General features: G+C 69.7%; 20 protein-coding genes. 12 read left to right on the forward strand and 8 right to left on the reverse strand.

Features of this window, described 5'->3' with window-relative positions:
* Positions 1-74: 74 nt before the first annotated feature.
* The 4 genes from ACIN94_RS17920 to ACIN94_RS17935 all read left to right on the forward strand — a co-directional run bounded on the left by ACIN94_RS17920 (position 75) and on the right by ACIN94_RS17935 (position 2,649).
* Positions 75-362 carry a hypothetical protein gene (locus tag ACIN94_RS17920; protein WP_400706936.1) on the forward strand — a complete coding sequence of 96 codons (288 nt, stop codon included), beginning with the start codon at positions 75-77 and terminating at the stop codon, positions 360-362.
* Between the two features lie 190 nt (positions 363-552).
* Positions 553-840, forward strand: a complete 288-nt coding sequence (locus tag ACIN94_RS17925; RefSeq protein ID WP_400706939.1) for a hypothetical protein — start codon at positions 553-555, stop codon at positions 838-840.
* 109 nt (positions 841-949) lie between these two features.
* Positions 950-1,483: an RNA polymerase sigma factor gene (locus tag ACIN94_RS17930; RefSeq protein ID WP_400706942.1), complete on the forward strand. Its 534-nt coding sequence runs from the start codon at positions 950-952 to the stop codon at positions 1,481-1,483.
* Complete coding sequence (locus ACIN94_RS17935) at positions 1,480-2,649, forward strand: CU044_5270 family protein (protein ID WP_400706945.1); 1,170 nt, start codon at positions 1,480-1,482, stop codon at positions 2,647-2,649. Before ACIN94_RS17930 ends, ACIN94_RS17935 begins: the two co-directional genes overlap by 4 nt.
* Positions 2,650-2,716: 67 nt before the next feature.
* Here the strand turns inward: ACIN94_RS17935 and ACIN94_RS17940 are convergent, their stop codons facing one another.
* The 3 genes from ACIN94_RS17940 to ACIN94_RS17950 are packed head-to-tail and all read right to left on the reverse strand — an operon-like array spanning position 2,717 to position 6,062.
* Entirely contained in the window at positions 2,717-4,330 is a 1,614-nt protein-coding gene (locus tag ACIN94_RS17940) for a pyruvate, phosphate dikinase (RefSeq protein ID WP_400706948.1), read from the reverse strand.
* Positions 4,321-4,953 (reverse strand): transcriptional regulator, encoded by a 633-nt coding sequence (locus tag ACIN94_RS17945; protein WP_400706951.1) that lies wholly within the window; start codon positions 4,951-4,953, stop codon positions 4,321-4,323. Before ACIN94_RS17945 ends, ACIN94_RS17940 begins: the two co-directional genes overlap by 10 nt.
* Positions 4,950-6,062, reverse strand: coding sequence for a TetR/AcrR family transcriptional regulator (locus ACIN94_RS17950; protein ID WP_400706954.1), 1,113 nt, complete (start codon positions 6,060-6,062; stop codon positions 4,950-4,952). The genes ACIN94_RS17945 and ACIN94_RS17950 overlap by 4 nt, the downstream gene beginning before the upstream one ends.
* A gap of 100 nt (positions 6,063-6,162) precedes the next feature.
* Between ACIN94_RS17950 and ACIN94_RS17955 the strand changes: the two genes are divergently transcribed.
* Both ACIN94_RS17955 and ACIN94_RS17960 read left to right on the forward strand, forming a co-directional pair.
* Positions 6,163-7,137 (forward strand): ATP-binding cassette domain-containing protein, encoded by a 975-nt coding sequence (locus ACIN94_RS17955; RefSeq protein ID WP_400706957.1) that lies wholly within the window; start codon positions 6,163-6,165, stop codon positions 7,135-7,137.
* Positions 7,134-7,940 (forward strand): ABC transporter permease, encoded by an 807-nt coding sequence (locus ACIN94_RS17960; RefSeq protein WP_400706960.1) that lies wholly within the window; start codon positions 7,134-7,136, stop codon positions 7,938-7,940. The genes ACIN94_RS17955 and ACIN94_RS17960 overlap by 4 nt, the downstream gene beginning before the upstream one ends.
* A gap of 37 nt (positions 7,941-7,977) precedes the next feature.
* Here the strand turns inward: ACIN94_RS17960 and ACIN94_RS17965 are convergent, their stop codons facing one another.
* From ACIN94_RS17965 to ACIN94_RS17980, 4 genes are all read right to left on the reverse strand, one after another.
* Positions 7,978-8,811, reverse strand: coding sequence for a pentapeptide repeat-containing protein (locus ACIN94_RS17965; RefSeq protein ID WP_400706963.1), 834 nt, complete (start codon positions 8,809-8,811; stop codon positions 7,978-7,980).
* A 64-nt stretch (positions 8,812-8,875) separates the two neighbouring features.
* On the reverse strand, positions 8,876-10,822 hold the full coding sequence (locus ACIN94_RS17970; RefSeq protein WP_400706966.1) for a beta-galactosidase: 1,947 nt from the start codon (positions 10,820-10,822) through the stop codon (positions 8,876-8,878).
* A gap of 249 nt (positions 10,823-11,071) precedes the next feature.
* Entirely contained in the window at positions 11,072-11,314 is a 243-nt protein-coding gene (locus ACIN94_RS17975) for a hypothetical protein (RefSeq protein ID WP_400706969.1), read from the reverse strand.
* A 299-nt stretch (positions 11,315-11,613) separates the two neighbouring features.
* On the reverse strand, positions 11,614-12,564 hold the full coding sequence (locus ACIN94_RS17980; RefSeq protein WP_400706972.1) for an LLM class flavin-dependent oxidoreductase: 951 nt from the start codon (positions 12,562-12,564) through the stop codon (positions 11,614-11,616).
* A 76-nt stretch (positions 12,565-12,640) separates the two neighbouring features.
* On the opposite strand from ACIN94_RS17980, the gene ACIN94_RS17985 reads away from it, so the two are divergent.
* Positions 12,641-13,366: a helix-turn-helix domain-containing protein gene (locus ACIN94_RS17985; RefSeq protein ID WP_400706975.1), complete on the forward strand. Its 726-nt coding sequence runs from the start codon at positions 12,641-12,643 to the stop codon at positions 13,364-13,366.
* Positions 13,367-13,390: 24 nt separating this feature from the next.
* Here ACIN94_RS17985 and ACIN94_RS17990 read toward each other — a convergent pair whose 3' ends face one another.
* A complete protein-coding gene (locus ACIN94_RS17990; protein ID WP_400706978.1) occupies positions 13,391-13,813 on the reverse strand; it encodes a hypothetical protein in 423 nt (140 codons plus the stop codon).
* Between the two features lie 297 nt (positions 13,814-14,110).
* On the opposite strand from ACIN94_RS17990, the gene ACIN94_RS17995 reads away from it, so the two are divergent.
* The 5 genes from ACIN94_RS17995 to ACIN94_RS18015 all read left to right on the forward strand — a co-directional run bounded on the left by ACIN94_RS17995 (position 14,111) and on the right by ACIN94_RS18015 (position 22,494).
* Complete coding sequence (locus ACIN94_RS17995; protein WP_400706981.1) at positions 14,111-16,381, forward strand: TIM-barrel domain-containing protein; 2,271 nt, start codon at positions 14,111-14,113, stop codon at positions 16,379-16,381.
* 9 nt (positions 16,382-16,390) lie between these two features.
* Positions 16,391-17,695, forward strand: coding sequence for an ABC transporter substrate-binding protein (locus ACIN94_RS18000; protein WP_400706984.1), 1,305 nt, complete (start codon positions 16,391-16,393; stop codon positions 17,693-17,695).
* Positions 17,696-17,757: 62 nt separating this feature from the next.
* Positions 17,758-18,636, forward strand: a complete 879-nt coding sequence (locus tag ACIN94_RS18005) for a carbohydrate ABC transporter permease (protein ID WP_400706987.1) — start codon at positions 17,758-17,760, stop codon at positions 18,634-18,636.
* Positions 18,633-19,448: a carbohydrate ABC transporter permease gene (locus ACIN94_RS18010; protein ID WP_400706990.1), complete on the forward strand. Its 816-nt coding sequence runs from the start codon at positions 18,633-18,635 to the stop codon at positions 19,446-19,448. Before ACIN94_RS18005 ends, ACIN94_RS18010 begins: the two co-directional genes overlap by 4 nt.
* Positions 19,449-19,572: 124 nt before the next feature.
* Entirely contained in the window at positions 19,573-22,494 is a 2,922-nt protein-coding gene (locus tag ACIN94_RS18015) for a glycoside hydrolase family 3 C-terminal domain-containing protein (RefSeq protein ID WP_400706993.1), read from the forward strand.
* The last annotated feature ends 61 nt before the right edge of the window (positions 22,495-22,555 follow it).

Raw genomic sequence — 22,555 nt, forward strand, 5'->3', positions numbered from 1 at the left:
AGCGTACGCCGTCCGCAGCTCCGCGATGGTGGATCTGCCGAGGGATACGTGGTGGATCTGCCGAAGGTTGCGTGGTGGATCTGCCGAAGAGTCTGTGGTGGATCTGCCGAGCCGATCACGTTCACGCGTGGTGTACGTCGGATCCCGCTCCGTTCGAGGCGTCGGCGCTGCCGTCGTTCCATCTCCCCGACCAGGAGATGAAGATCGGCAAGGACGCCCGGCTGGAGAGTGGAGAGCAGGACCTGGACAACGGGGTTGACGTCTGCTGGGGCTTCTACCTACGCGGCGACCGCTACGCGCACACGGCGATGGTCTGCTGCCCGAACCGGCACGCTCCCGGCTACCCCTGTCCCGAGCGGTGATCGCCTACGTTCACCAAAAGAGACGGCCTCGGCTCGGATCACCCAGAAAACCAGTAAGGATTCCCGAGCACACCGGCGGACGAAGATGAGATGAGTTGACCGTCGGGCTCGCCCGGGGTGTGTCGAAAACCGTACAGTCCCGACCGACGTCACCGAACAGTCCTTCGCCCTCGGCGAGATCCCCGGCGCGTTGTTCACGCCGCAAGGTGCCACCGGCCCCCGCCCGCTGATCCTGATGGGACACGGCGGCGGCCAGCACAAGAAGGCTCCCGGCGTCCTGGCCGGTGCGCACCGGTTCGCCGCCGAGGGCGGTTTCGCCGTCGCCGCGATCGATGCTCCCAACCACGGCGACCGGCCGAAAGACGGACAGTTCATCCAGTTCGCGGGCGACATGCGGGCCCGCATGGCCGGCGTGGTGGTGGGCGCGGGCCGTGGTGGAGCCTCCGGCCGTCGTCCCCTGATCAGGCATCCGCCCTGACCGGAGATGCCGTCTCCCGGGCAGGTCATCACGAGCATGTCGCCGATCGGTAATGTTCCCGGTGTTTCGGACATGGATGGATGACTGTTGATCCATGTGAGGAGCCCGGATGGGACCGAATTCCCACGGCCGGTTCGTGCAGATATACGAACATGCTTATCGCCCTATCTTGGGCTACGTCCTGCGCCGGTGTACGGACCCTGAGGACGCGGCGGACGTGGTCGCCGAGACCTTTGCGACCGCGTGGCGGCGAATCGATGAGATCCCGCCGGGGGACGAGGCCAGACTCTGGCTGTATGGCGTCGCCCGTAACACACTCGCCAACCATCTCCGCGGCGAACGGCGGCATGAGCAACGCGCCGCCGCGCTGCGCGAACAGATCATCGCCTCCCCGGTTCTGAGTGGCTCTCCACCGGCTGAGTACACGCAGCTCGGCCGGGTCTTCAGGGCTCTGCCCGACGATGACAGGGAACTGCTCTCACTGGTCGCCTGGGAGAAGCTCGACACCGAGCAGATGGCACGCACGCTCGGGATCACCCGCAACGCCGTACGTGTCCGGCTGCATCGCGCGCGCAAGCGGTTCGCGCGTGCCCTGGCCGACGCGGGCATCGACCTTCCGCTCCTCGAGAGGACTGCGCAATGAACCTGAACGATCTTGCCAGGGTGCACGACGACGAACTGGACGGCGAGCCTGCCGGGCAGGTGTCCGGAGCGGTCGCCCAGGCGCTGCTCACCTCGATCACGTCCGAACCACCAGGGCAGAACGAGAAGTCCCGCACCAAGAAGCTGCGCGGGCCGGTGCCGTGGCTGGCGTCGGCGGTAACTCTGGCTGCGGCCACGGCCCTGGTGGTCGCTCTGGTGACCGTGCCGGACGGGCAAGGGCCGGGGCCTTCGCCGGTCGCGACCTCGCCCGGCGAACAGGCGTCGGCGCGTCAGATCCTGCTCGCCGCGGCGACCGCGGCAGCCAAGGCCCCGGCGTCGGGCTCGTACTGGCGCACCACCACGATCAACGGTATGGACGCGGTCTCGCCTGACCATGGCTACATCATCAGGCGGACCAGTTCCAAGGACGAGTGGCTGGCGCACCGTCCCGGGGGACAGAGCTGGTGGATCGACCAGTACCTCGGCGCGAAGCCGCTCACCCGCCAAGACCAGGCTGCCTGGCGCAAGGCAGGCTCGCCGACCCGGTGGACCTTCCCCATGGACACGACCGGATACGTCGGCGTCAACTCGGGAGAAGTGGTGCGAGCCGCCGCGGAAGAGAAGGAGGCTTCGCGCCTGCGCGGCAAGTGGAAGAACTCGGGTGGGTCACTCATGAAGGAGCTCATCGGCTGGGAGGAGATCCGCCGCATCCCGTCCGGCGAACGCGAGCTCCGCGGCTACCTCGAACAGCGTGTCACCGCCAATGCCAAGGGCGACTCCGGCCAGGATCCGCAATCGCAGGAGTCGGCCCTCAGCGCGGCCTGCGTGGAGATCGTCTTCGGTCTGCCCGTCTCGCCCACCGTCCGCGCCTCCGCCTATCGCATTCTGGCCGGCATGCCCGAGATGAAGTCGCTGGGCAAGATGAAGGATCCGCTGGGTCGCATGGGCGAGGCCATCGGCTACCAGGTGGACCTGCGACCGGGGAGGACAGCAACCTACGATGTCGTGCAGATAATCGATCCCTCGACTGGTCTGCCCCTCGCGGAGTCGTCCACGACCACCGTCGAGCTCTCCGACGGCCGTACCGCGAAGGCCACCAGCTTCGTCGCCTACCAGCGGATGGGCTGGACCGACGCGGAGCCGCCACTGCCCCCCAAGCGCGATTGACCCCATGCCCCCGTGACGGGACTCGTCAGTCTCCGGCCCACCCGCAGATCCGAAGTCCGTACCGGCCCTAGTCGTGACGGAGTACGGCGTGGGCAGCACCGAGGCGCCGGGTTTCGTCGCGTTCGGAGTGGTCGCCCGATACGTCGTCGGCCCATTCGAGTAGTCGATGCAGGTGGACGTCAGCCGTGGTCGTGACGGTACGGGGGCTGCCGAGGGCGACTTCGCCACCGGTCCCGTCGATGGTGACGAGGGTGCCTTCACCGATGGTGCGTCCACCGGCTCTCACCGAGGCGTCGGCGACGTCAACGATGAGGTCGGTGATCCCCACGACAGCGGGTTTTCCCATCGCTCGTGCGACGACCGCGGCGTGGCTGGCCGGCCCGCCACGGGCGGTGACGATTCCGGCGGCGACCGCCAGGCCGCGCATGTCGTGCGGGGAGGTCTCCGGCCGTACCAGGATGACCGGGCCGTCCGCGGCCATGCGCACCGCTCCGTCGGCCGTGGTCGCCACCCTGCCCACCGCGACACCGGGACAGGCGCCCAGCCCTCGGGCCAGGATGTCGACCTTCTCGGTTGTCGCTATCCGGGGTGTGCGGACGTGCTGGAGATGCCGCGGTGAGATCCTGAGCAGCGCTTCGTGACGTCCGATCACGCGCTCGTCGGCGAGGTCGGTCGCTACGCGGACAGCGGCCCCCCCGACGAACCGGCCAGGCCGGACCTGCAAAATCCACAGCTCCCCGGCCTGGAAGGTGAACTCGACGTAGCACGCGTCGCGGTAGTGCCCCTCGACCCGGCTCAGGGCGTCGAGGAGGCCGGTCCACACCGCCGGTTCCCGGTCGGCGAGTTCGCGCAGGGGCCGGGTCAGCGATCTGCCGGAGACGACGTCTTCGCCTTGGTGTCCGAACAGGACTTCGCCGAACGGGACGTTCTCCCCGGTGTTGGGGTCGCGGCTGAACGCGACTCCGGTGCCGCTGTGGTCATCGAGGTTCCCGAACACCATCGTCTGCACGATCGCGGCTGTGCCGAGATCGTGCGGGACGTCATGCAGTTCGCGGTAGGTTCGGGCGCGCGGTGTGTCCCATGACGAGAACACGGCCTTGACCGCCAGCTCCAACTGCCGGGTCGCGTCGTCCGGAATCGGCCGGCCACATCGTTGCCGGATGAGGTTCTCGGCCGCTCCGATCTGTGCCTCCTCATCGCCGGTTCCTCGCCCGGGGGCTCCGCTGAGGCCATCCACGTCCAGGCCGGTGATCGCAGCGGCGAAGCCGGACAGGAACCGCAGCCGCGAATTCAGCGCGAACCGCGAGTCGCCCGTCTCGGCCGCCAACCCGGCCGTGGCTCCGGTCGTGAGGCCAAGGTTGAGGATCGTGTTCATCATGCCGGGCATCGACACGCCGGCCCCGGAGCGAACGGACACCGCCAACGGCACCTGTGATCCCCCGAAGTGGCGCCCGGTGGAGGCTTCGAGGTCGGTGATTGCTGTCGCGAGTTCGTCGTCGAGTCCGTCGGGAAGACGCCCGTCACGCAGGAACGCGCGGCATGCCTCTGTGGTGACAACGAACCCGGCGGGCACCGGCAACCCCAGACGGCGGAGGACCAGGAGGCCGTGTGCCTTGCCGCCCAGCATCTCCGCCGTCTCCTCGACCCGCGTGGAGAGCGGGCGAATCCATCTCATCCCCATCGGGGGATCCCGAGTGTGGCGAGCAGGTCTTCGTGAAGCTCGGCCCACACGGTGTGGTACGACGCGGTGCTGTCGGCCACGTACTCCAACGCGCCGGAGGTGGCGTGATCGAGGGCTTCGGTGAGGCGGGCTCGGTAGCGGCCGAATCGAGGCAATGCCGCGGACAGCTCGGCGCCGACGACGGCGGCACGCTGGTCGAACTCGGCGAATCGGGCGAGGACGCGGGCGTCGTAGGAGGGATCGCCATGGTCGTTGGCGGTCATGACACCGTCGATGGATCGGAGTTGCCATGCCGTGCAGAGGTCGAGCAGTTCTGGGTTGAGCACGAGAAAGCTTTCATACGCCGCTGTCACGGCGGCGCGAGCACCGGCTGACTCCAGCTCGTCGGTGATCCGTTCGGCATCTACGGCACGGCCGGTATCCGTCAGACCCCACCCGCCGAAGTCGCCGGCCATATGCGTGACGAGACCGACGACCGCGAGATCGATCAGCTCGGACTCGACGTCGGATTCACCGAGACCCGTGGTCGTGGCCAGGCGGGCGAGGCCGGCACTGCCGCCGCAGCGCAGGGCGTGGAGTACCAGCAGGCCGGTGTCGGTCGCAGGGAGCTCGGGTCGGGTCATGTCTGGGCACTCCGCGGCTGCGGGCCGTTCGAAGCGTCGGCAGTCGATGCCGCATACGCGGCGCCTCGCCCGTGGGCTCGGGCGACGATCGCGCCGCCCTGGACGTGTACGGCGGCCTCTGTCTCGTCGTCGAGGTCCGTCAGGCCGATCGCCGACGCCGTCAGGGCTTCGTCATCGAGGACCAGCCGGACGCGCTGCCAGACTTCGGGAGCGAACACATGCCGCAGACAGCCGATGAGGTCGGTGATTCTGAGCCGTACGAGGCGGCCCGTCTCGGCGGAATCATCCGTGACGATGGCCACCGTCACCTGCTCGCCGGGCCGAGCGGAACGGACGGCTTCCTCGGCGGCGGCAAGACGACCGGCCCCCAGCACCGCGATCAGACCATCGGCGCCGAAGTCGACCCGATCCCCGCTGATCTGATCCGCGAGTCCCGTGGGCGGATCCCATGTGTCCCCACACGGTTGTGCCGGAGCGACATAGGGCAGATACGACGGCGTCCAGGTGTCAGTGAGATCGATCCCAGCCAGATGCTCACACGCACGTGCCAGGTCGAAAGGGTCACCGAATCCCGGTGCGCTCTCAGCCAGGTGACCCGAACCGTCCAGCAGCGTCAGCACCAGCTCGGCCAGCCGTACGCGTCGCACCGGCATCGCGTGGGCCGGTTCGCACGATTCCAGCGCGATGGCGAGCAGCAACGCCTCCAGCCGGACGACCTGCGCCAGCACCGTTCGCCCGTGCTCGTCATCGAGGACGCCGACCAGCGAGCGCAGGTGCAGCCGCCCTCCCGAAGCCGTGTCGCCGACCAGGGGCAGCCGTTCAAGCCAGGTCCGGGCGAACACGCCCAGCGCCTCGGCCGGCGTCATCGGCGACGTCATCGGCGGCTCACCCGCGGTGGCGTTCTCGACCATGTCGATCAGCACCGCCAGATACAGCGCGCGCTTGCTCGGGAAGTTCGAGTACACCGCCCCGCGGGTCAGCTCGGCCCGCTCGGCGATCCGGTCGACCTTGGCCAAGGCGTAGCCGTGCTCGGTGAACTCCTCCCTCGCCGCCGCCAGCACGGACCTCCGGGTGCGCTTCTGCTGCTGCACCCGAGTCAGCCGAACCATCGCAGTTCCTTTCCCTAGACCGCCAGCATTAGGATACTCTCAAAATCCAGATGTTATAAACATCTGGATTGCGGAGTGACTGAGACGAGGGATGGTGACGGTGAGCGATCACGGGTTCGAGACCGAGGGACTGGCCAAAAGGTTCAGCAAGGTCACCGCGCTCGACGGTGTCAGTCTGGCCGTCCCGCGCGGGCAGGTGCTCGGCCTGCTGGGACCCAACGGTGCCGGTAAGACCACCGTGATCCGTATCCTCGCGACCCTGCTGCGCCCCGACAGCGGACGCGCATCCGTGGCCGGGTTCGACGTGGCACGCCAGCCGGGACAGGTACGCCGGCGGATCGCACTGTCGGGCCAGCACACCAGCGTGGACGAGGAGCTGACCGGGCTGGCGAATCTGGTCATGATCGGCCGGCTCCTCGACCTGCCTCGGCCGCAGGCTCTCCAGCGCGCCGCGGACCTGCTGGCCCGTTTCGGTCTGGAGGACGCGGCGAAGAGGACGGTGGCCGGCTACTCCGGTGGCATGCGCCGCCGCCTCGACCTGGCCGCGAGCATGGTCGGACGCCCCGAGGTGGTCTTCCTCGATGAGCCCTCGGTGGGATTGGACCCCGGCAAGCGCGACGAGCTGTGGCAGATGATCCGCGGCCTGAGCGCCGATGGCGTCACCGTCCTGCTGACCACCCAGTACCTCGAAGAGGCCGACGCCCTCGCCGACGCCATCACCGTCATCGACCAGGGACGGGTCATCGCCTCCGGCACTCCCGCGGACCTGAAACGAGAAGTCGGCGGGCACACCATCGCCGTGCGGCTGAACAACCCCACCGACACCGATGCGGCCGTCACCATCCTGGCCGATGTCGCCGGCCGGACCCCGGAACGCTCCACCCGCCACGAGTTGGTCGTGCCCGTCGCCGGTGACGAGGACTTCTTCGAGATCACCGCCCAGCTGCGCGAACACCGCATCGGCGTCTCCGAACTGTCGCTGCGTCTGCCCAGCCTCGACGAGGTCTTCCTCGCCCTGACCGGAGCACCTACCACCACCGCCAACGACACCGACGAACCAACGAAGGCCGCATGATGACCGCCACCGTGCCCAGCACCGAACAACCGCGTACCCGGCTGCTCGCCTGGCTCCGGCACAGCCTCGTGCTCGCCCGCCGCAGCCTCGCCAAGACCACCCGCAACCCCGGCCCGATCATCAACGGGGTCATCACACCCGCCCTGTTCATGGTGCTCTTCCTCTACCTCTTCGGCGGATCGGTGGCCGGCTCCACCGCCGGCTACCTCCAGTACCTCTTCCCCGGCATCCTCGTCATGGGCGCCGGCCTTGCCGGGATGGTCTCGACCGGCACCAACATCAACCTCGATCTCAAGAACGGCGTCACCGACCGGTTCCGCAGCCTGCCCATCAGCCGCCTCGCACCCCTGCTCGGCTCCGTGCTGGCCGACATCGTCCGCTACCTGCTCGCCGTCGCCATCCTCTTCGCCATCGGCGCACTCCTCGGCTTCCGCGTCCACGGCGGCCTCGCGGCCGCCCTTGCCGCCGCCGGCCTGGCCATCGGTTTCGGCTTCTGCCTCAGCTGGGTCACCGTGTTCTTCGGCGTCCTGGTCAAGAACGCCGACACCGTCCTTGCGATCAGCTTCATCAGCTTCCTGCCCTTGCAGCTCGGCACCAGCCTTGCCGCTCCCGTCGAGACCCTGCCCGGCTGGCTGCGAACCTGGGCCGAGATCAACCCCGTCACCCACGTCATGAACGCCTGCCGCGCCCTTCTCAACGGCACCCCGGTCGGCGACACCGTCACCACCACGCTCATCTGGTGCGCGGCCCTTTTCGTGGTGTTCTGCCCCCTGGCCATCCGCGCCTACAGCCGCCAACAATGACCCGGCCGCCGCATGCATCGGGACTGTGCGATAGCCGTCACGGGGCGTTCCGCCGGCTCCGCCGCCGGGTGGCGATGCCCCAGACCGTCATGGTGAGCGCCAGACCGGCCGCGCTGAACACGACCAGGACGAGCCCGGCCGACGGAGCGCGCCCGGTGCCGGTCGGCTCGGTGTCTCGAGGTCCGGCTTCCTTGGCCCGAGCCCCGGGCCGGATGTCTTCCGGTCCGGTCTCCTCGGGCCGTGCCCCGAGCCGGGTGTCTTCCGGTCCGGCTTCCTTGGCCGGTGTCCTGAACCCCGGGCCACGGGAGGTCCGGGCGGGCCGGTCGACGCCCGTCGGGGTGCCCCTGGAGCCGGTCAGATCCGCGCCGTCTGCCTGGGCGAAGGAGGTACCCTCGACCAGCGCGCCGGTGAAGTCGGCCTGGTTCAGCTCGGCCCCGGTCAGCATCGCCCCCGTCAGGTCCGCGTGCGGGAACTCCGCCTGCCGTGCCTCGGCGCCGCTCAGGAACGCGCCGCGCAGGTCGGCGTGGGCGGCGTGCGTCTGGACCAGGTTGGCCCCGCCGAGGTCGGCGCCGCGCAGATCGGCGTAGTGCAGCGTGGCCTGGGTGAGGTTGGCCTGTCTCAGGTCGGCGCCGAGCAGGACCGCTCCGGTCAGGTCCCGCTGGCGGAGGTCCACGCCGCTCAGCCTGGCCGCGGTCAGATCGGCGCAGCGCAGACTGCCGGGCAGCGGGAATCCCCCGCTGAAGTCCCCGCCCCTCAGATCGGGGCCCTGGCCGGGTCGGCAGGGCCAGGCCGCGGCCTGGGCGGGAGAGCTCATCGCCGCTGACAGCGCGGAGACCGCGGTGACGAGGGCCAAGGAGACGGAACGGCGCACGGGAACCTCCTCGAAAGCGGCCCCGATCGTCTCAGTGGATCACTGCATCCCGCTGGACATCCGCTTATATCTCCCGCATCTTCTGTACGGCGTGGCTGCCGGCGGGCAGTCGCAGGCCACCGGGGACCACCTGTCCGTCGTCGCCGTGGTTGATCGCGAACAGCCATTCGCCACGCCGTACCAGTTCGAGGGGGGAGGGTTCCAGCCCCAGCAGGCGGGCGTAGGTGTCGTCGGTGAGGCGGGTGGAGATGTAGAGGGCCGTGCCTGAGCCGTGCCGGTGGCGGGTGACCGCCGGTAAGCCCGCCAGGGCGGCCCCGGTGGCTCCGGCGGTCCCGGTGTCCTTGGCGGTTCCGGGGGCTCCGCCGTAGTGGGCCAGCGCCTCGGCGCCCTCCAGGTGGACGTGCTCGCTCCAGAAGGTCGCGGTGCCGACGGGATCGCCGCCGGGGGCGGACAGCGGGATCGCGGCGTCCGGGGCCAGTGGGTGGAACTCCTCGACCCGGATGCCGAGCAGGTCGCGCAGGGCCCCGGGATAGCCGCCCAGCCGGATGCGGGCGTGCTCGTCGGCGATGCCGCTGAGGTAGGAGACCACGAGGGTGCCGCCGCCCTCGACGTAGCGGCGCAGGTTCTCCGCGTCGGCGTCGGAGAGCAGGTAGAGGCTGGGGACGAGCACCATCCTGTATGCCGATAAATCGGCTGATGGATGGGCGAAGTCGGCGGTGACGCCGTGCCGGTAGAGCACGCGGTGTGCCTGCCGTACCGCGTCGAGATAGCTCAGCTCCGTGGACGGCAGACCCGGTGACTGGAGCGCCCACCCCGACTCGACGTCCCACAGGACCGCCGCCTCCGCCTCGACCGGTGCCAGGGTGGCCTCCCGGAGGGCGGGCAGGAGCGCGCCGAGCTCGCAGATCTCGCGGAAGATCCGTGAGTCCTGACCCGCGTGCGGCACCATGCCCGAGTGCCAGAGCTCGGCTCCGCCCCGCGAGGCCCGCCACTGGAAGAACATCGCCCCGCGCGAGCCCCGCGCGATGTGCGACAGGCTCAGCCTGGCGATCTCGCCGGGCCGTTTGGGGACCATGCGGGGTCCGGTGTAGGTCACCACCGCCTGCTCCATCAGCAGCCAGGGCTCCCCGCCGGACCAGCACCGCGCGAGGTCCGCGCCGAAGGCGGTCTCCGCCGGCGGGTCGGCGGCCGGGTAGTGGTCGATCGCGACCAGGTCCACCTCCCGGGCCCAGTGCCGCTGGTTCACCGGCACCCAGTCGCCGAAGACGAAGTTCGTGGTGACCGGGACGTCCGGGGTGAGCTCGCGCAGCACCGCCTTCTGCTCGCGGAAACAGTCGAGCATCTCGTCGGAGAGGAACCGCCGGAAATCGAGCGTCTGGGCGGGGTTGGGGAGGTACTGGGTGGCGCGGGGCGGCATGACCTGCTCCCACGCCGAGTAGTGCTGGCTCCAGAACGAGGTGGTCCAGAGGTCGTTCAGCGTGTCCAGTGTGCCGTGCCGTGCCTGGAGCCAGGTCCTGAAGGCGGCGGCGACGTGGTCGCAGTGGCACCACGTGCCGTACTCGTTGTGGACGTGCCACATGGCCAGCGCGGGGTGGTCGCGGTAGCGCTCGGCGAGTGCGCGGGTGATCCGGGCGGAGGCGTCACGGTACGGCGGGGCGCTCACGCAGTAGGTGTCGCGGCTGCCGTGGGTGAGCCGGACGCCGCTGGCGGTGACGGTGAGCGCGTCCGGGTGGGCCAGGCCGAACCACGGGGGCGGTGAGGCGGTGGGGGTGGCCAGGTTGACCCCGATCCCGCCGGTGTGCAGCAGGTCGAGGACGCGGTCGAGCCAGCCGAAGTCGTGGACGCCCGGTGCGGGCTCCAGCCGTGCCCAGGAGAACACCCCGACGCTGACCAGGTTGACCCCGGCCCGCCGCATCAGCTCGACGTCCTCCTTCCAGACCTCCTCCGGCCACTGCTCGGGGTTGTAGTCCCCGCCGTAACACAGCCCGCCGAACCCTCGGGGCCAGTCCACCGGCCACTCCCTTATTTGGATGGAATCTAAACTAATTATCCATGGGGCGCGGACAGGGCTCAAGCCGGGCTCCCTGTAGCCCCGGGGAGATTTTGGTTGGATTTGCCTGACCTGTGCTGATGTAGGGAGGTTCCGTTTGTAGATCACTTCCGCTGCCGTTCGTACGGTCCTGGCCGGGGTTGCGGTGTGAGGGTGGTCGATGTCGACCCCGGCTCCGGTGTGGCATGGTGGGCGCGGGATGGGGCAGGGCTATCGGCCAGAACCGGGCGGGGACGCCGACCGGTCGGGCGTGATGCGGAAGACGGGGTACTGCGCGGCGATCTGCTCGAACTCCTCCAGCGGTGCCTGCGGGTCCACCGGGATGTGGATGCGGCCCCCCGGTGAGCAGGCCAGGTAGCGCTCGCCCTGGTGGTCCGCGACGACCAGCGGGAAGGAGATGACGCGGCCGGTACGCCGGCCCGGCACCTGCCACCTGGCCGCCTTCGCCGCCATCCTCTCCACCCCCCTGACCTCGATACCTACTACTCCTTCGGCATCGACCTCCTACTGTCCGCGGTGAAGGCCACGGCCCCGAACGGATGAGGAGTTTCCGGCCGTCCTGGTGGGACAGCGGGTAATCGGCATGCCCGTCTTTGGGGGGCGATGAGGGAACCCGTGATGTCTCACTGCTCGCACGGACCGGAGCTGGCCAAACGCGCCCGCGCACGATGATGGCGTGGGCCATCGTCTTCACAAGTTGGCGCCTCGCAGGTGGACTCGGCCAGGTGGCTCTCCGGACTCCGGACAGGCTCTCAGCGGCCGGACGGCTTCCCAGCCGCTGGGCGGGCGATCCCGGCGATGAGCTCCAGCTGATCGAACTGGGTGTCGAGGGACGGCGCCGCGACGCGGCAGACGAGGTGTTCCGCGCCCGCCGCCGCGTAGTGGGCCAGCGTGGCGGCCACCTGCTCGGCCGGGCCCGCGACCATCGCCTGGATCGTCCGCACCGTCTCGTACGGCAGGCCGTACGTGGCCCGGCAGTAGGCGTCGAGCTGCCGTTCTCCCCCTTCCACGTCGTCGGTGACCAGCACCGTGACGAACAGCGCCGGGGTGACCGCGTCCACAGGGCGCCCCGCCGGCGCCGCGGCGCGCTGTACCGCCGCGAGGCCCGCCCGGTAGTCGGCGGGATCGGGCGGGTAGGGCAGCCACCCGTCGTAGAGCCGTCCGGCGCGCTCCAGCGCCGACGGGCTCGCCCCGCCCAGCCAGATCGGCGGCCCGCCGGACCGGTAGGAGGGCGTGGACTCGGGCAGCTCGTCGAAGCACAGCACCTTGCCGTGGAAAGCCCGCTTGCCCGCCCACAGCGCCCGCCACAGGGCCACCGTGTCGTCCAGCCGTCCGAAGCGGCGCTCCCACGGCACCTCCGACACCGCGTACTCGATCTCCGACCGGCCGGGGAAGCCCGCGCCCACGGTGACGACCAGTCGCCCAGCGGACAGGTGATCGATGGAGGCGAGCTCCTGCGCGGCCGTGACCGGACGGCGGAGGGCGGGCAGCAGCGTCGCCGTGCCGAGCGTGACGCGCTCGGTTGCCGACGCGAGGGCGGCGAGCATGGCCAGCGGTTCGACGCGCGGGCCGAGCAGGGTGTCGTTGGCCCACACCGAGTCGTAGCCGAGCCGTTCGGCGCGGACGCCGAAGTCGACCAGCCGCCGGGCGTCGTCCCACTGGCTGTGGTTGGTGGGGAGCAGGACCCCCAGTCGCATGTTCATGGGAACGGATCGTGCTCCGTTCCGGGAATGATGACAATTCCCTCGAAGGAATGGATAAGTCCGGCACACTGGGCGAATGGACTTCCCCCATGCCCTGCGCTCGATCCGGCAACGCCGCCGTCTCAGCCAGCTCGACCTCGCACTGCGCGCGGGCACGACGCAACGCCACCTCAGTTTCATGGAGAGTGGCCGCTCCCGGCCCGGCCGGTCCATGGTGGTACGGCTCAGCGAGTCGATGGAGCTGCCGCTGAGGGAGCGCAACGAGCTCCTGCTCTCGGCCGGCTACGCCCCTGTCTACCCGCAGACCCCGCTGGACGACCCCGGGTTGGAACACGTGCGCACCGCGCTGCAGCACATCCTGACCGGGCATCTGCCCTATCCCGCGATCGTCGTGGACGCGCGGCACGAGCTGGTACTCGCCAACGACGCGTTCGACCTGCTCACCGAGGGCGTCGCGGAGCACCTGCTGCGCCCGCCGGTCAACGTGCTGCGCCTCTCCCTGCACCCGGAGGGCCTGGCGTCGCGAATCGTCAACCTGGAGCAGTGGGCGCAGCACATCCTCGACCGTATCCCCCGGGACGACCTGTACGAGGAGCTGTCCGGCTACGTGCCGCACGCCGCGCCGGGCCCCGACCACGTGGGGTTCGCCGTCCCGGTAAGGCTGCGCTCGGCGCGCGGCGAGCTGCGGCTGACGACCACGATCACGACGTTCGCGACCGCGCTCGACGTGACCGTGGCGGAGCTGAAGCTGGAGGCGTTCCTGCCCGCCGACGCGACCACGGCGGCGCTGCTGGCCGGGTGAGCCGCGACCGCGGTGGCCGGTTCGTCAGAGACCGGGGAACATGTAGTCGGCGGTGATACGGCCGTCCTCGCCGAGCACGAGCACCTCCAGGCCGCCGCCCACCGCCTCGTCGCCCCCGACGGGCACCATCTCCCAGGTGAACTTGACGACGTCGTGCAGACGGAGGGCGTCGCCGCGGGGCCGGAAGAAGAACTCCCCGGGGGCGACGAACTTCTCGTAGGAGCGCACCACCCGCACTTCGATCTCGTCGTACCCGCGGGCCTCAAGGGTGGTGGAGTTGAAGCCCAGCCCCGCGGCGACCTCCCGGATCTCTTGGGGCGGCCGGAGGATGTGGGTCCCGTCCCCGGTCCACACCTCCTCGATCGCCTTTCGGCGCAGCCCGGCGTCCGGCTCGTTCCAGAGCGCGATGTAGCGGCCGGCCAGTTCCTGTGCATGGATATCGGTCACCGTTTCTCCTCGGTCGGCGGGTCCGTGTACCCACTCACCTTGTGAGAAGGGGCCTCCACCCGACAATTCCCCGGAGGGAATGGCCGACGGCGCACCAGCGCGTGTTCTGAGTTCGAATCTTCAGGTGGCCTCGTACCGCGCCGGTTCCTGCGCGGAGACCTCGACGTCGTCTGCGCAGGCCACCGGGTCCGGTCGGCCCGCGGCAGGTGGGGCCATTGACGTTTGTTGGTTTGGACGTAAAACTAATTCAGCTACAGGATGCCGAGCGCTGGAGTTCCCATGCCCTACCGTCCCCCCGTGATCGCGCATGAGTACTTCGTCGCGGACCCGCCGGAGCTACCCGTCCGCTCCCACGGCGAGAAGGGCCTGTCGGCGCTCGTCTCGGCCGAGCTGGTGGCGGCCGACGGGGCCGGAGTGACGCTCAAGGCCGTGACCTCGGCCGAGGAGACCCTCGTGGTCCAGGTGGGTGTGGCGGGCGAGGGCGTGATCCGGGTCCGGCTCGGCCAGGACATGGACGCGCGGACCCGCTCGGCCGCCGCGATCTCCATGGTCACCCCGGGCGCCTTCGCCGGGGCGCGGGTGGAGACGGGCGACGGGGCAGTCCTGCTCGACGCGGGCTCGCTCCGCGCGGAGATCACCCTGGCGCCGTGGCACCTGCGGTTCACCGACGCGACCGGGGCGACCCTGCTGGAGCAGGACCGGGGCCACACCGACATCAGCGGCCGGCTGCGCACGCTGCCGTTCGGCCGCTCCAGCGCGGGCGGCGCCGTGATCGGCTACCACGAGAGCTTCGCCGCCCCCGCCGACGAGGCGTTCACCGGGTTCGGCGAGTCGTTCACCCCGCTGGACAAGCGCGGCCAGCGGCCGGTCATGTGGAACTTCGACGCGTTCGGCGCCGAGTCGCAGCGGGCGTACAAGAACGTGCCGTTCTACCTGTCCAGCCGGGGTTACGGCGTGCTGGTGGACAGCGGGACGCCGGTGGAGTTCGACGTCTGCCAGTCCACGCACAGCTGCGTGCAGATCGTGGTACCGGACGACCTGATCGACTACTACGTGATCGCCGGCCCCACCCCGCCGGAGGTGCTCGACCGGTTCGACCTGCTCACCTGTCGCCCGCTGCTCCCGCCCAAGTGGGCGTTCGGCACCTGGATCTCCTCGGGGTTCTTCGTGGACAGCCAGGAACGGGTGATGGCGCGGGCACGGAAGATCCGGGAGCGGGGGATCCCGTGCGACGTGCTCCACCTGGACACCTACTGGCAGACCGACGGGAACTGGTCCGACCTGCGGTGGGACGCCACCAACTTCCCCGACCCGGAGGGGATGCTGGCTGAGCTGGATGCGATGGGCTTCAAGGTCTGCCTCTGGATGAACCCGTACATCTCCCACCTGAGCCCGGCGTTCCCGCAGGCCGCTGAGGATGGATATTTCCTGAAGAAGCCAGATGGCGAGGTCTACGTGGTCGACTGCTGGCACGGCTCCTACCCGGCCTGCGGCATCGTCGACTTCACCAACCCCGCCGCCGTGGCCTGGTTCCAGGGGCTGCTCCGGCCCCTGCTGGAGCAGGGCGTGCAGGTCTTCAAGACCGACTTCGCCGAGGGCGTGCCGCACGACGCGGTCGCGGCCAACGGCATGACAGGTACCGACCTGCACAACGTCTACACGCTGCTGTTCAACGACACCGTCTCCGAGGTGACCAGGGAGGTCGCCGGGCACGGCATGGTCTGGGCGCGCTCGTCGTTCCTCGGCGGGCAGCGCCACTCGGCGCAGTGGAGCGGCGACACCTACACCGGCTACCCGGCGATGGGCAGCACGCTCCGCGGCGGCCTGGCGCACGGCCTGTCCGGCATCCCGTTCTGGAGCCACGACGCGGGCGGGTTCACCGGCCGCCCCACCGACGACCTGTACGTCCGCTGGACCCAGTTCGGCGCCCTGTCCCCGCTGCTGCGCCTGCACGGCACCACCAGCCGCGAGCCGTGGGAGTTCCCCGAGGTCGAGACCCAGGCCGTCGAGGCGCTGAAGCTGCGCTACCGGCTCATGCCGTACCTCTACACGGCGGCGGTCCAGGCCGCGCGGACCGGGGCGCCGATGATGCGGGCGCTCTGCGTCGACTACCCCGGCGACCCGGTGGCCTGGCAGGCCGACCTGGAGTATCTCCTCGGCCGCGACCTGCTGGTGGCCCCGATGACCTCGCCGGACGGCGTCCGGAAGGTCTACCTGCCCGAGGGCGACTGGGTGGACCACTGGACGGGCGACGTGCTGGCGGGCGGCCGGTACGTCACGGTCTCCACGCCGCTCGACCGGATCCCGCTGTTCGTACGGCACGGCGCGCTCATCCCGGTCCTGGCCGAGCCGGACGGGGCCGTCGGGGACGGGCCGTTCGGAGAGATCACACTGGTCGGCTACGGCGTGGGCGAGAGCCGTACCACCGTCTCCGACCTCGACGGGGACACCACGGTCACCGCCGTCCCCGATGGGGACGGGCTGCGGGTGACCGTGTCGGGGAGCGCGCGGATCGCGGGCGTCGAGCTGGTGGGGGCCAGCGTCCCGGTCGTCATCACCACCATCTAGGAGACAACCATGTTCAAGGTGAGAACGGGCGTGGCCATGGCGGCCATGCTCGTGGCCCTGGCCGCCTGCGGGAGCACCGAGCAGGCCGCCGGCACGCCCGCCGCCCAAGGCCCCCGCGTCCTGAAGCTCTGGCACTACGAGGGTGCCGACAGCGCGATGGGCAAGGCCTGGGCCGAGGCGGTCAAGCAGTTCGAGGCCTCGCACCCGGGCGTTACGGTCACGTTCGAGGAGAAGGCGTTCGAGCAGATCCGCCAGTCCGCGGGCATGATCCTCAACTCCGACGAGGCCCCGGACGTCATGGAGTACAACAAGGGCAACGCCACCGCCGGGCTGCTGTCCAAGCAGGGCCTGCTGACCGACCTGTCGGCTGAGGCGGCCACGCGCGGCTGGGACAAGCTGCTCAGCCCCTCGCTCCAGACCACCGCGAGGTATGACGAGCGCGGCGTGATGGGCACGGGCAAGTGGTTCGGCGTCCCGAACTACGCCGAGTACGTGATGGTCTACTACAACAAGGACGCGTTCGCCAAGCAGGGCATCGAGATACCCACGACCTACGACGAGTTCACCGCGGCGCTGGAGAAGTTCGTCAAGGCCGGGATCACCCCCATCTCCGTCGGCGGCGCCGAGTATCCGGCGCAGCAGATCTTCTACCAGCTCGCGCTGAGCAAGGCGCAGCGCCCGTGGGTCGACGCGCTCCAGCTCTACAACGGCAAGACCGACTTCAGGGGGCCGGAGTTCACCTACGCGGCCGACACCTTCGCCGACTGGGTGAAGAAGGGCTACATCGGCAAGGACTCGGCCGGGATCAAGGCCGAGGACATGGGCGTGTCCTTCATCGGCGGCAAGTATCCGATCATGGTGTCGGGGAGCTGGTGGTACGGCCGGCTCGTCAGTGACATCAAGGACTTCGCGTGGGGCTCGTTCCTCTGGCCGGGCAACACGATGAGCGCCGGATCCAGCGGCAACCTCTGGGTCGTCCCGCAGAACGCCAAGAACAAGGACCTCGCCTACGACTTCATCGACATCACGATGGAGAAGGAGATCCAGAACCTGCTCGGCAACTCCGGCGGTATCCCGGTGGCGGCCGACCCGGCCGCGATCACCGACGCCAAGAGCAAGGAGCTGATCGAGAACTTCACCACGCTCTCGGCCTCCGACGGGCTGGCGTTCTATCCGGACTGGCCGGCGCCGGGCTACTACGACGTGCTGGTCTCCGGCGTGCAGAACCTGATCAACGGCACCAGGACGCCCGCCCAGGTCCTGGACGAGATCGCCGGGCCGTACAACGAGAACCTCGCCGACATCGGCGACTGACGTCACCCCGTTGCGGCCTGTCCTCGGGGGCGCAGGCCGCACGCACACAGAGAGGTCCTCCCATGCCGAGGTCTCGTAGCGGCGGGTACTGGGTGTTCCTCCTGCCGAGCGCCGTGCTGTTCACGGCGGTCATCGTGGTGCCGTTCCTGATGAACGTCGGGCTCGGGTTCACCCGGTGGCAGGGGATCGGAGACCCCAGCTGGATCGGGCTGGACAACTACGCGCGGCTCCTGGCCGACGAGCGGTTCTGGACCTCCTTCCGCAACAACGTCGCGCTGATCGTCGCGATGGCGATCGTCCCGACGGCCATCGGGCTGGTCCTGGCGGCGACCCTGTTCGACTACGTGGGTAAGAAGTTCGGTCCCCGTACCGCCGGCATGCTGCGGGCGGCGTACTACCTGCCGCAGGTGCTGCCGGTCGCGGTCGCCGGGATCGTCTGGGGATGGATCATGCATCCGCGGTTCGGCGCGCTCAACGAGCTGCTCGGACTGCTGGGGATGGAGCCGCGGAACTGGCTCGGCGATCCGGACTGGGCGCTGCCGAGCGTAATGGTGATCATGGTGTGGTTCCAGATCGGCTACCCCGTCGTGATCTTCATGGCCGGTCTGCAGCGGGTCGACCCGGCCCTGTACGAGGCGGCCGAGATGGACGGGGCGTCGTGGTGGCGGCGGTTCTGGCACATCACGCTCCCACAGATCCGGCCGGAGATCTACGTGGTCCTGCTGACCTGCACGATCGCCGCGCTCAAGGTCTTCGGCCCGATCTTCGTGCTGACCCGGGGCGGCCCCGGCGGCGCCACGCTCGTGCCGTCGTACTTCAGCTACCAGAACTTCTTCGAGAAGGCCAACGTCGGGTACGGCTCGGCGATCGCCACCGTGCTCACCCTGATGATCATCATGGTGACGGCCCTCTTCCTGCGGATTCAGGACAGGGATTCATGATCCGGAAATACTCGGTCCTGGTCTCGCTGGCCGTGCTGGCCGTCGTAATGCTGGTGCCGTTCGTCATCGTCACGCTCAACGCGGTCAAGTCCCCGGCCGACTACTCCTCCGGCGGCCCGCTGAGCCTGCCCGGCGGCCTCCACCTCGACGGGATCGTCGCGTTCTGGAACCGGGTCGACTTCGGCGGCAAGCTCTGGAACAGCCTGCTGATCAGCGGTTCGGTGGCGGTGCTCGCGGTGGTGCTGTCAGTGCTCAACGCCTACGCGCTCGGCATCGGCCGGGTCCGCGGCCGGGTCTGGATCCTGGTGGTGTTCCTGCTGGCCAACACGCTGCCGCAGGAGGCGCTGGTCTACCCGCTGTACTACCTGGCCAAGCAGGCCGGCCTCTACGACACCCGGCTCGGGGTGATCATCATCTTCACAGTGATCCAGAGTGCCTTCGGCACCTACCTGCTCGCCTCGGTGCTCGGCCGGTTTCCGCCCGAGATCCTGGAGGCCGCGGCCATCGACGGGGCCGGGAAGTGGCGGGCGCTGTGGCGGATCGTCGTCCCGATCAGCAGGCCGACACTGAGCGTGCTGCTCGTCTTCTTCTTCATCTGGACCTGGAACGAGTTCTTCCTGCCGCTGATCTTCCTGATCTCCAACGAGAACCAGACCGTGCCCGTGGCGCTGGGAGTGCTGCAGGGAGACAAGATGATGGACGCCACGATGTCCAGTGCCTCGGCGCTGCTGGGCATCCTCCCGGCCGTCGCCTTCTTCCTGATCTTCCAGCGGACCCTCACCCGCGGGGTGACCGTCGGCGCGATCAAGTGACCCCCGTGATGTGCCCCGCGCCGGGTAACGCGTACCGGTGACGTCACCCGCCGCTCGGGGGCGGACGGCGCCCCGCGCGTTCCCTGCTCGAAGCGCTTCGACCCCTACCTGACCTGGAGGCGCAGTGTCCCTGTCCAAACCGCTGGCGGCGGCGGCCGTACTGGCCCTGACCATGGGATTGTCCGCGGCCCCCGCCGACGCGGCCGACGAGTATCCCTTCCGCGACCCCGCCCTGCCGATGAGCCGGCGGGTCGACGACCTGCTCGGCCGTCTCACCCTGGCCGAGAAGATCTCCTGGCTCCACCAGTACCAGCCCGCGGTGGACCGGCTCGGCATCGGCCTGTTCAAGACCGGCACCGAGGCGTTGCACGGTGTCGGCTGGTCCACCGACATCGACAACGGCGGCAACGTGGTGACCGCCCGGGGAACCGTGTTCCCGCAGGCGATCGGCCTGGCCAGCACCTGGGACCCGGAACTGGTCAGGCAGGTCGGCTCCGCCGTCGGCGACGAGGCCCGGGGCTACCACGCGGAGAACCCCCGGCTCTGGGGCCTGCAGCTGTGGGCGCCGGTGGTCAACCTGCTCCGCGACCCCCGCTGGGGCCGCAACGAGGAGGGCTACTCCGAGGACCCGCTGCTCACCGGGGCGATCTCCACCGCCTACGGCAGGGGCATCCAGGGCGAGGACCCGGACCACCTCAGGGCGGCCCCGGTGCTCAAGCACTTCCTGGCCAACAACAACGAGGTCCGCAGGGACACCACCTCCTCCAGCCTGCCGCCGCGGGTCCTCAACGAGTACGACATCCCGGCCTTCAAGGCGGCGATCTCGGCCGACGCGGCCACCGGCGTCATGACCGCCTACAACCTGATCAACGGGCGGCCCGCCACGGTCACCGACCTCAACTCCACCGTCCGGACCTGGACCGGCAGGTCCCTGTTCAACGTCTCCGACGCCGGCGGTCCCAACAACCTCACCGGCTCGCAGGCCTACTACGCCACCCAGCCCGAGGCGGTCGCCGCGACGATCAAGGCGGGGGTCGAGAGCTTCACGGTGAACGACACCAACGCCGCCCCGACGGTGGCGGCGGTCAACGCGGCGCTCTCCCAGGGGCTCCTGACCACGGCCGACATCGACAACGCCATCCGCAACGTGCTGAGCGTCCGGTTCCGGCTGGGCGAGTTCGACCCGGACGGCGGGCCGTACGGGAAGATCACCAAGGACGTCGTCGACAGCCCGGAGCACCGCGCGCTGAACCGCCGGACGGCGGCCGAGGCGATGGTCCTGCTCAAGAACGCGGGCCAGACCCTGCCGCTCAGGCCGTCGAAGAAGGTCGCCGTGGTCGGGCCGCTGGCCAGGACCCTCTACACCGACTGGTATTCGGGAAAGCCGACCTACCAGATCACCCCGCTCGACGGGATCAAGGAGCGGGCGGCGACCACCGACACCGAGGGCGTCGACCGGATCGCGCTCAAGGCCGGCGGCAGGTACCTCACCGCGGGCACCGGCGCGGGCGGCGACCTCACGCTCTCGGCGACCACGGCCGGTGAGACCGCGCAGTTCGACGTCTTCGACTGGGGCCAGGGCATCGTGACCCTGCGCAGCGCCGCCAACGGCAAGTACGTCAGCCGCGCCAACTGGTCCACCCTGGTCAACAACCAGGACCAGCCCAACGGCTGGTTCGTCCAGGAGCAGTTCAAGCTGGAGGCCCAGCCAGGCGGCACGACGCTGCTGAGGTACGCCGGTTACGAGACCGCCTACGACTGGTTCGGCCCGAACACGTACGTGAAGGCCGCCGCCGACGGCACGCTCAGCCTGACGACGGCCGCTGATGCCACCCGCTTCACCAAGGAGACCGTGCGCAGCGGGATCGACGAGGCCGTCGCGGCGGCGAAGCGCGCCGACGTGGCGGTGGTCGTGGTCGGCAGCATGCCGTTCATCAACGGCCGCGAGGACCACGACCGTCTCGGTCTGAGCCTGGCCGAGGGCCAGGAGGCGCTGGTCGAGGCGGTCCGCAAGGCCAACCCGAACACGGTGGTGGTGCTGGAGAACAGCTATCCGACGACCATTGACCGGCTCCAGGACAAGGTCCCGGCGATCCTCTGGACCACCCACGCCGGAGCCGAGACCGGTCACGCCCTGGCCGACATCCTGTACGGCGACGCCAACCCGGCCGGCCGTCTCACCCAGACCTGGCCCCGCGCCGGGACCCGGCTCCCCGACATCCTCGACTACGACATCATCAAGACCGGCGCGACCTACCTGTATTCCAAGGACACCCCGCTCTACGCCTTCGGCCATGGCCTGAGCTACACCACCTTCGGTTACCAGGGGTTGAAGGTCACCCCGATCCCCGGCGGCCACGAGGTGAGCGTCCGCGTCACCAACACCGGCTCCCGGGCGGGCGACGAGGTCGTCCAGCTCTACACCCACCAGCACAAGTCCCGGGTGAAGCAGCCGGTCAAGCAGCTCCGCGGCTTCCAGCGGGTCCACCTCGCACCGGGCGAGTCGAAGGTCGTGAAGCTCCCGCTCAGGACCGCCGACCTGGCCCTGTGGAACGTGACCCGGGGCCGTTTCACGGTGGAGCCGTCCACCCACGACGTGCTCGTGGGCCCGTCGTCGGACAGCATCCGCCAGCGGGCCACGGTCCAGGTATCCGGCGAGCGCATCCCCGCCCGCGACCTCACCAAGGTGACCCGCGCGGCCGACTTCGACGACTACGCGGGGGTCGAGCTGGTCGATGAGACCAAGGTCCGCGGCGACGCGGTCGGCGCCTCGGCGGGCGGGTGGATCGCCTTCAGGGACGTGGACTTGGGCAAGGGCGTCACCGGCGTCAAGCTCGGCGTCGCGGCCACCGCGGCCTCGTCCGTCGAGGTCCGCCTCGGCTCCCCGGCCGGAAAACTCCTCGGCACCGTCCCGGTGCCCGCCACCGGCGGGACCCACCAGTGGACCACGGCCACCGCCCCGCTCTCCAAGGCCCAGGGCAACGGCGACCTCTACATGGTCTTCAGGGGCGACCTCCGCATCAAGGACCTCGTCCTGACCCGCTGACCCATCCGGTACGGCGTGCGCCTTCCCTCCGGGGGGCGCACGCCGTACCGGTTTCGACGCC

The sequence above is a fragment of the Streptosporangium sp. NPDC087985 genome (assembly GCF_044741965.1).
Lineage (GTDB): Bacteria > Actinomycetota > Actinomycetes > Streptosporangiales > Streptosporangiaceae > Streptosporangium.

What these genes read in the sequence shown, in the direction of transcription:
- ACIN94_RS17930 (WP_400706942.1), top strand. Translation starts at nt 950, where the DNA reads ATGGGACCGAATTCCCACGGCCGGTTCGTGCAGATATACGAACATGCT.
- ACIN94_RS17935 (WP_400706945.1), top strand. Translation starts at nt 1,480, where the DNA reads ATGAACCTGAACGATCTTGCCAGGGTGCACGACGACGAACTGGACGGC.
- ACIN94_RS17940 (WP_400706948.1), bottom strand. Translation starts at nt 4,330, where the DNA reads ATGGGGATGAGATGGATTCGCCCGCTCTCCACGCGGGTCGAGGAGACG.
- ACIN94_RS17945 (WP_400706951.1), bottom strand. Translation starts at nt 4,953, where the DNA reads ATGACCCGACCCGAGCTCCCTGCGACCGACACCGGCCTGCTGGTACTC.
- ACIN94_RS17950 (WP_400706954.1), bottom strand. Translation starts at nt 6,062, where the DNA reads ATGGTTCGGCTGACTCGGGTGCAGCAGCAGAAGCGCACCCGGAGGTCC.
- ACIN94_RS17960 (WP_400706960.1), top strand. Translation starts at nt 7,134, where the DNA reads ATGATGACCGCCACCGTGCCCAGCACCGAACAACCGCGTACCCGGCTG.
- ACIN94_RS17975 (WP_400706969.1), bottom strand. Translation starts at nt 11,314, where the DNA reads ATGGCGGCGAAGGCGGCCAGGTGGCAGGTGCCGGGCCGGCGTACCGGC.
- ACIN94_RS17980 (WP_400706972.1), bottom strand. Translation starts at nt 12,564, where the DNA reads ATGAACATGCGACTGGGGGTCCTGCTCCCCACCAACCACAGCCAGTGG.
- ACIN94_RS17985 (WP_400706975.1), top strand. Translation starts at nt 12,641, where the DNA reads ATGGACTTCCCCCATGCCCTGCGCTCGATCCGGCAACGCCGCCGTCTC.
- ACIN94_RS18000 (WP_400706984.1), top strand. Translation starts at nt 16,391, where the DNA reads ATGTTCAAGGTGAGAACGGGCGTGGCCATGGCGGCCATGCTCGTGGCC.
- ACIN94_RS18005 (WP_400706987.1), top strand. Translation starts at nt 17,758, where the DNA reads ATGCCGAGGTCTCGTAGCGGCGGGTACTGGGTGTTCCTCCTGCCGAGC.
- ACIN94_RS18010 (WP_400706990.1), top strand. Translation starts at nt 18,633, where the DNA reads ATGATCCGGAAATACTCGGTCCTGGTCTCGCTGGCCGTGCTGGCCGTC.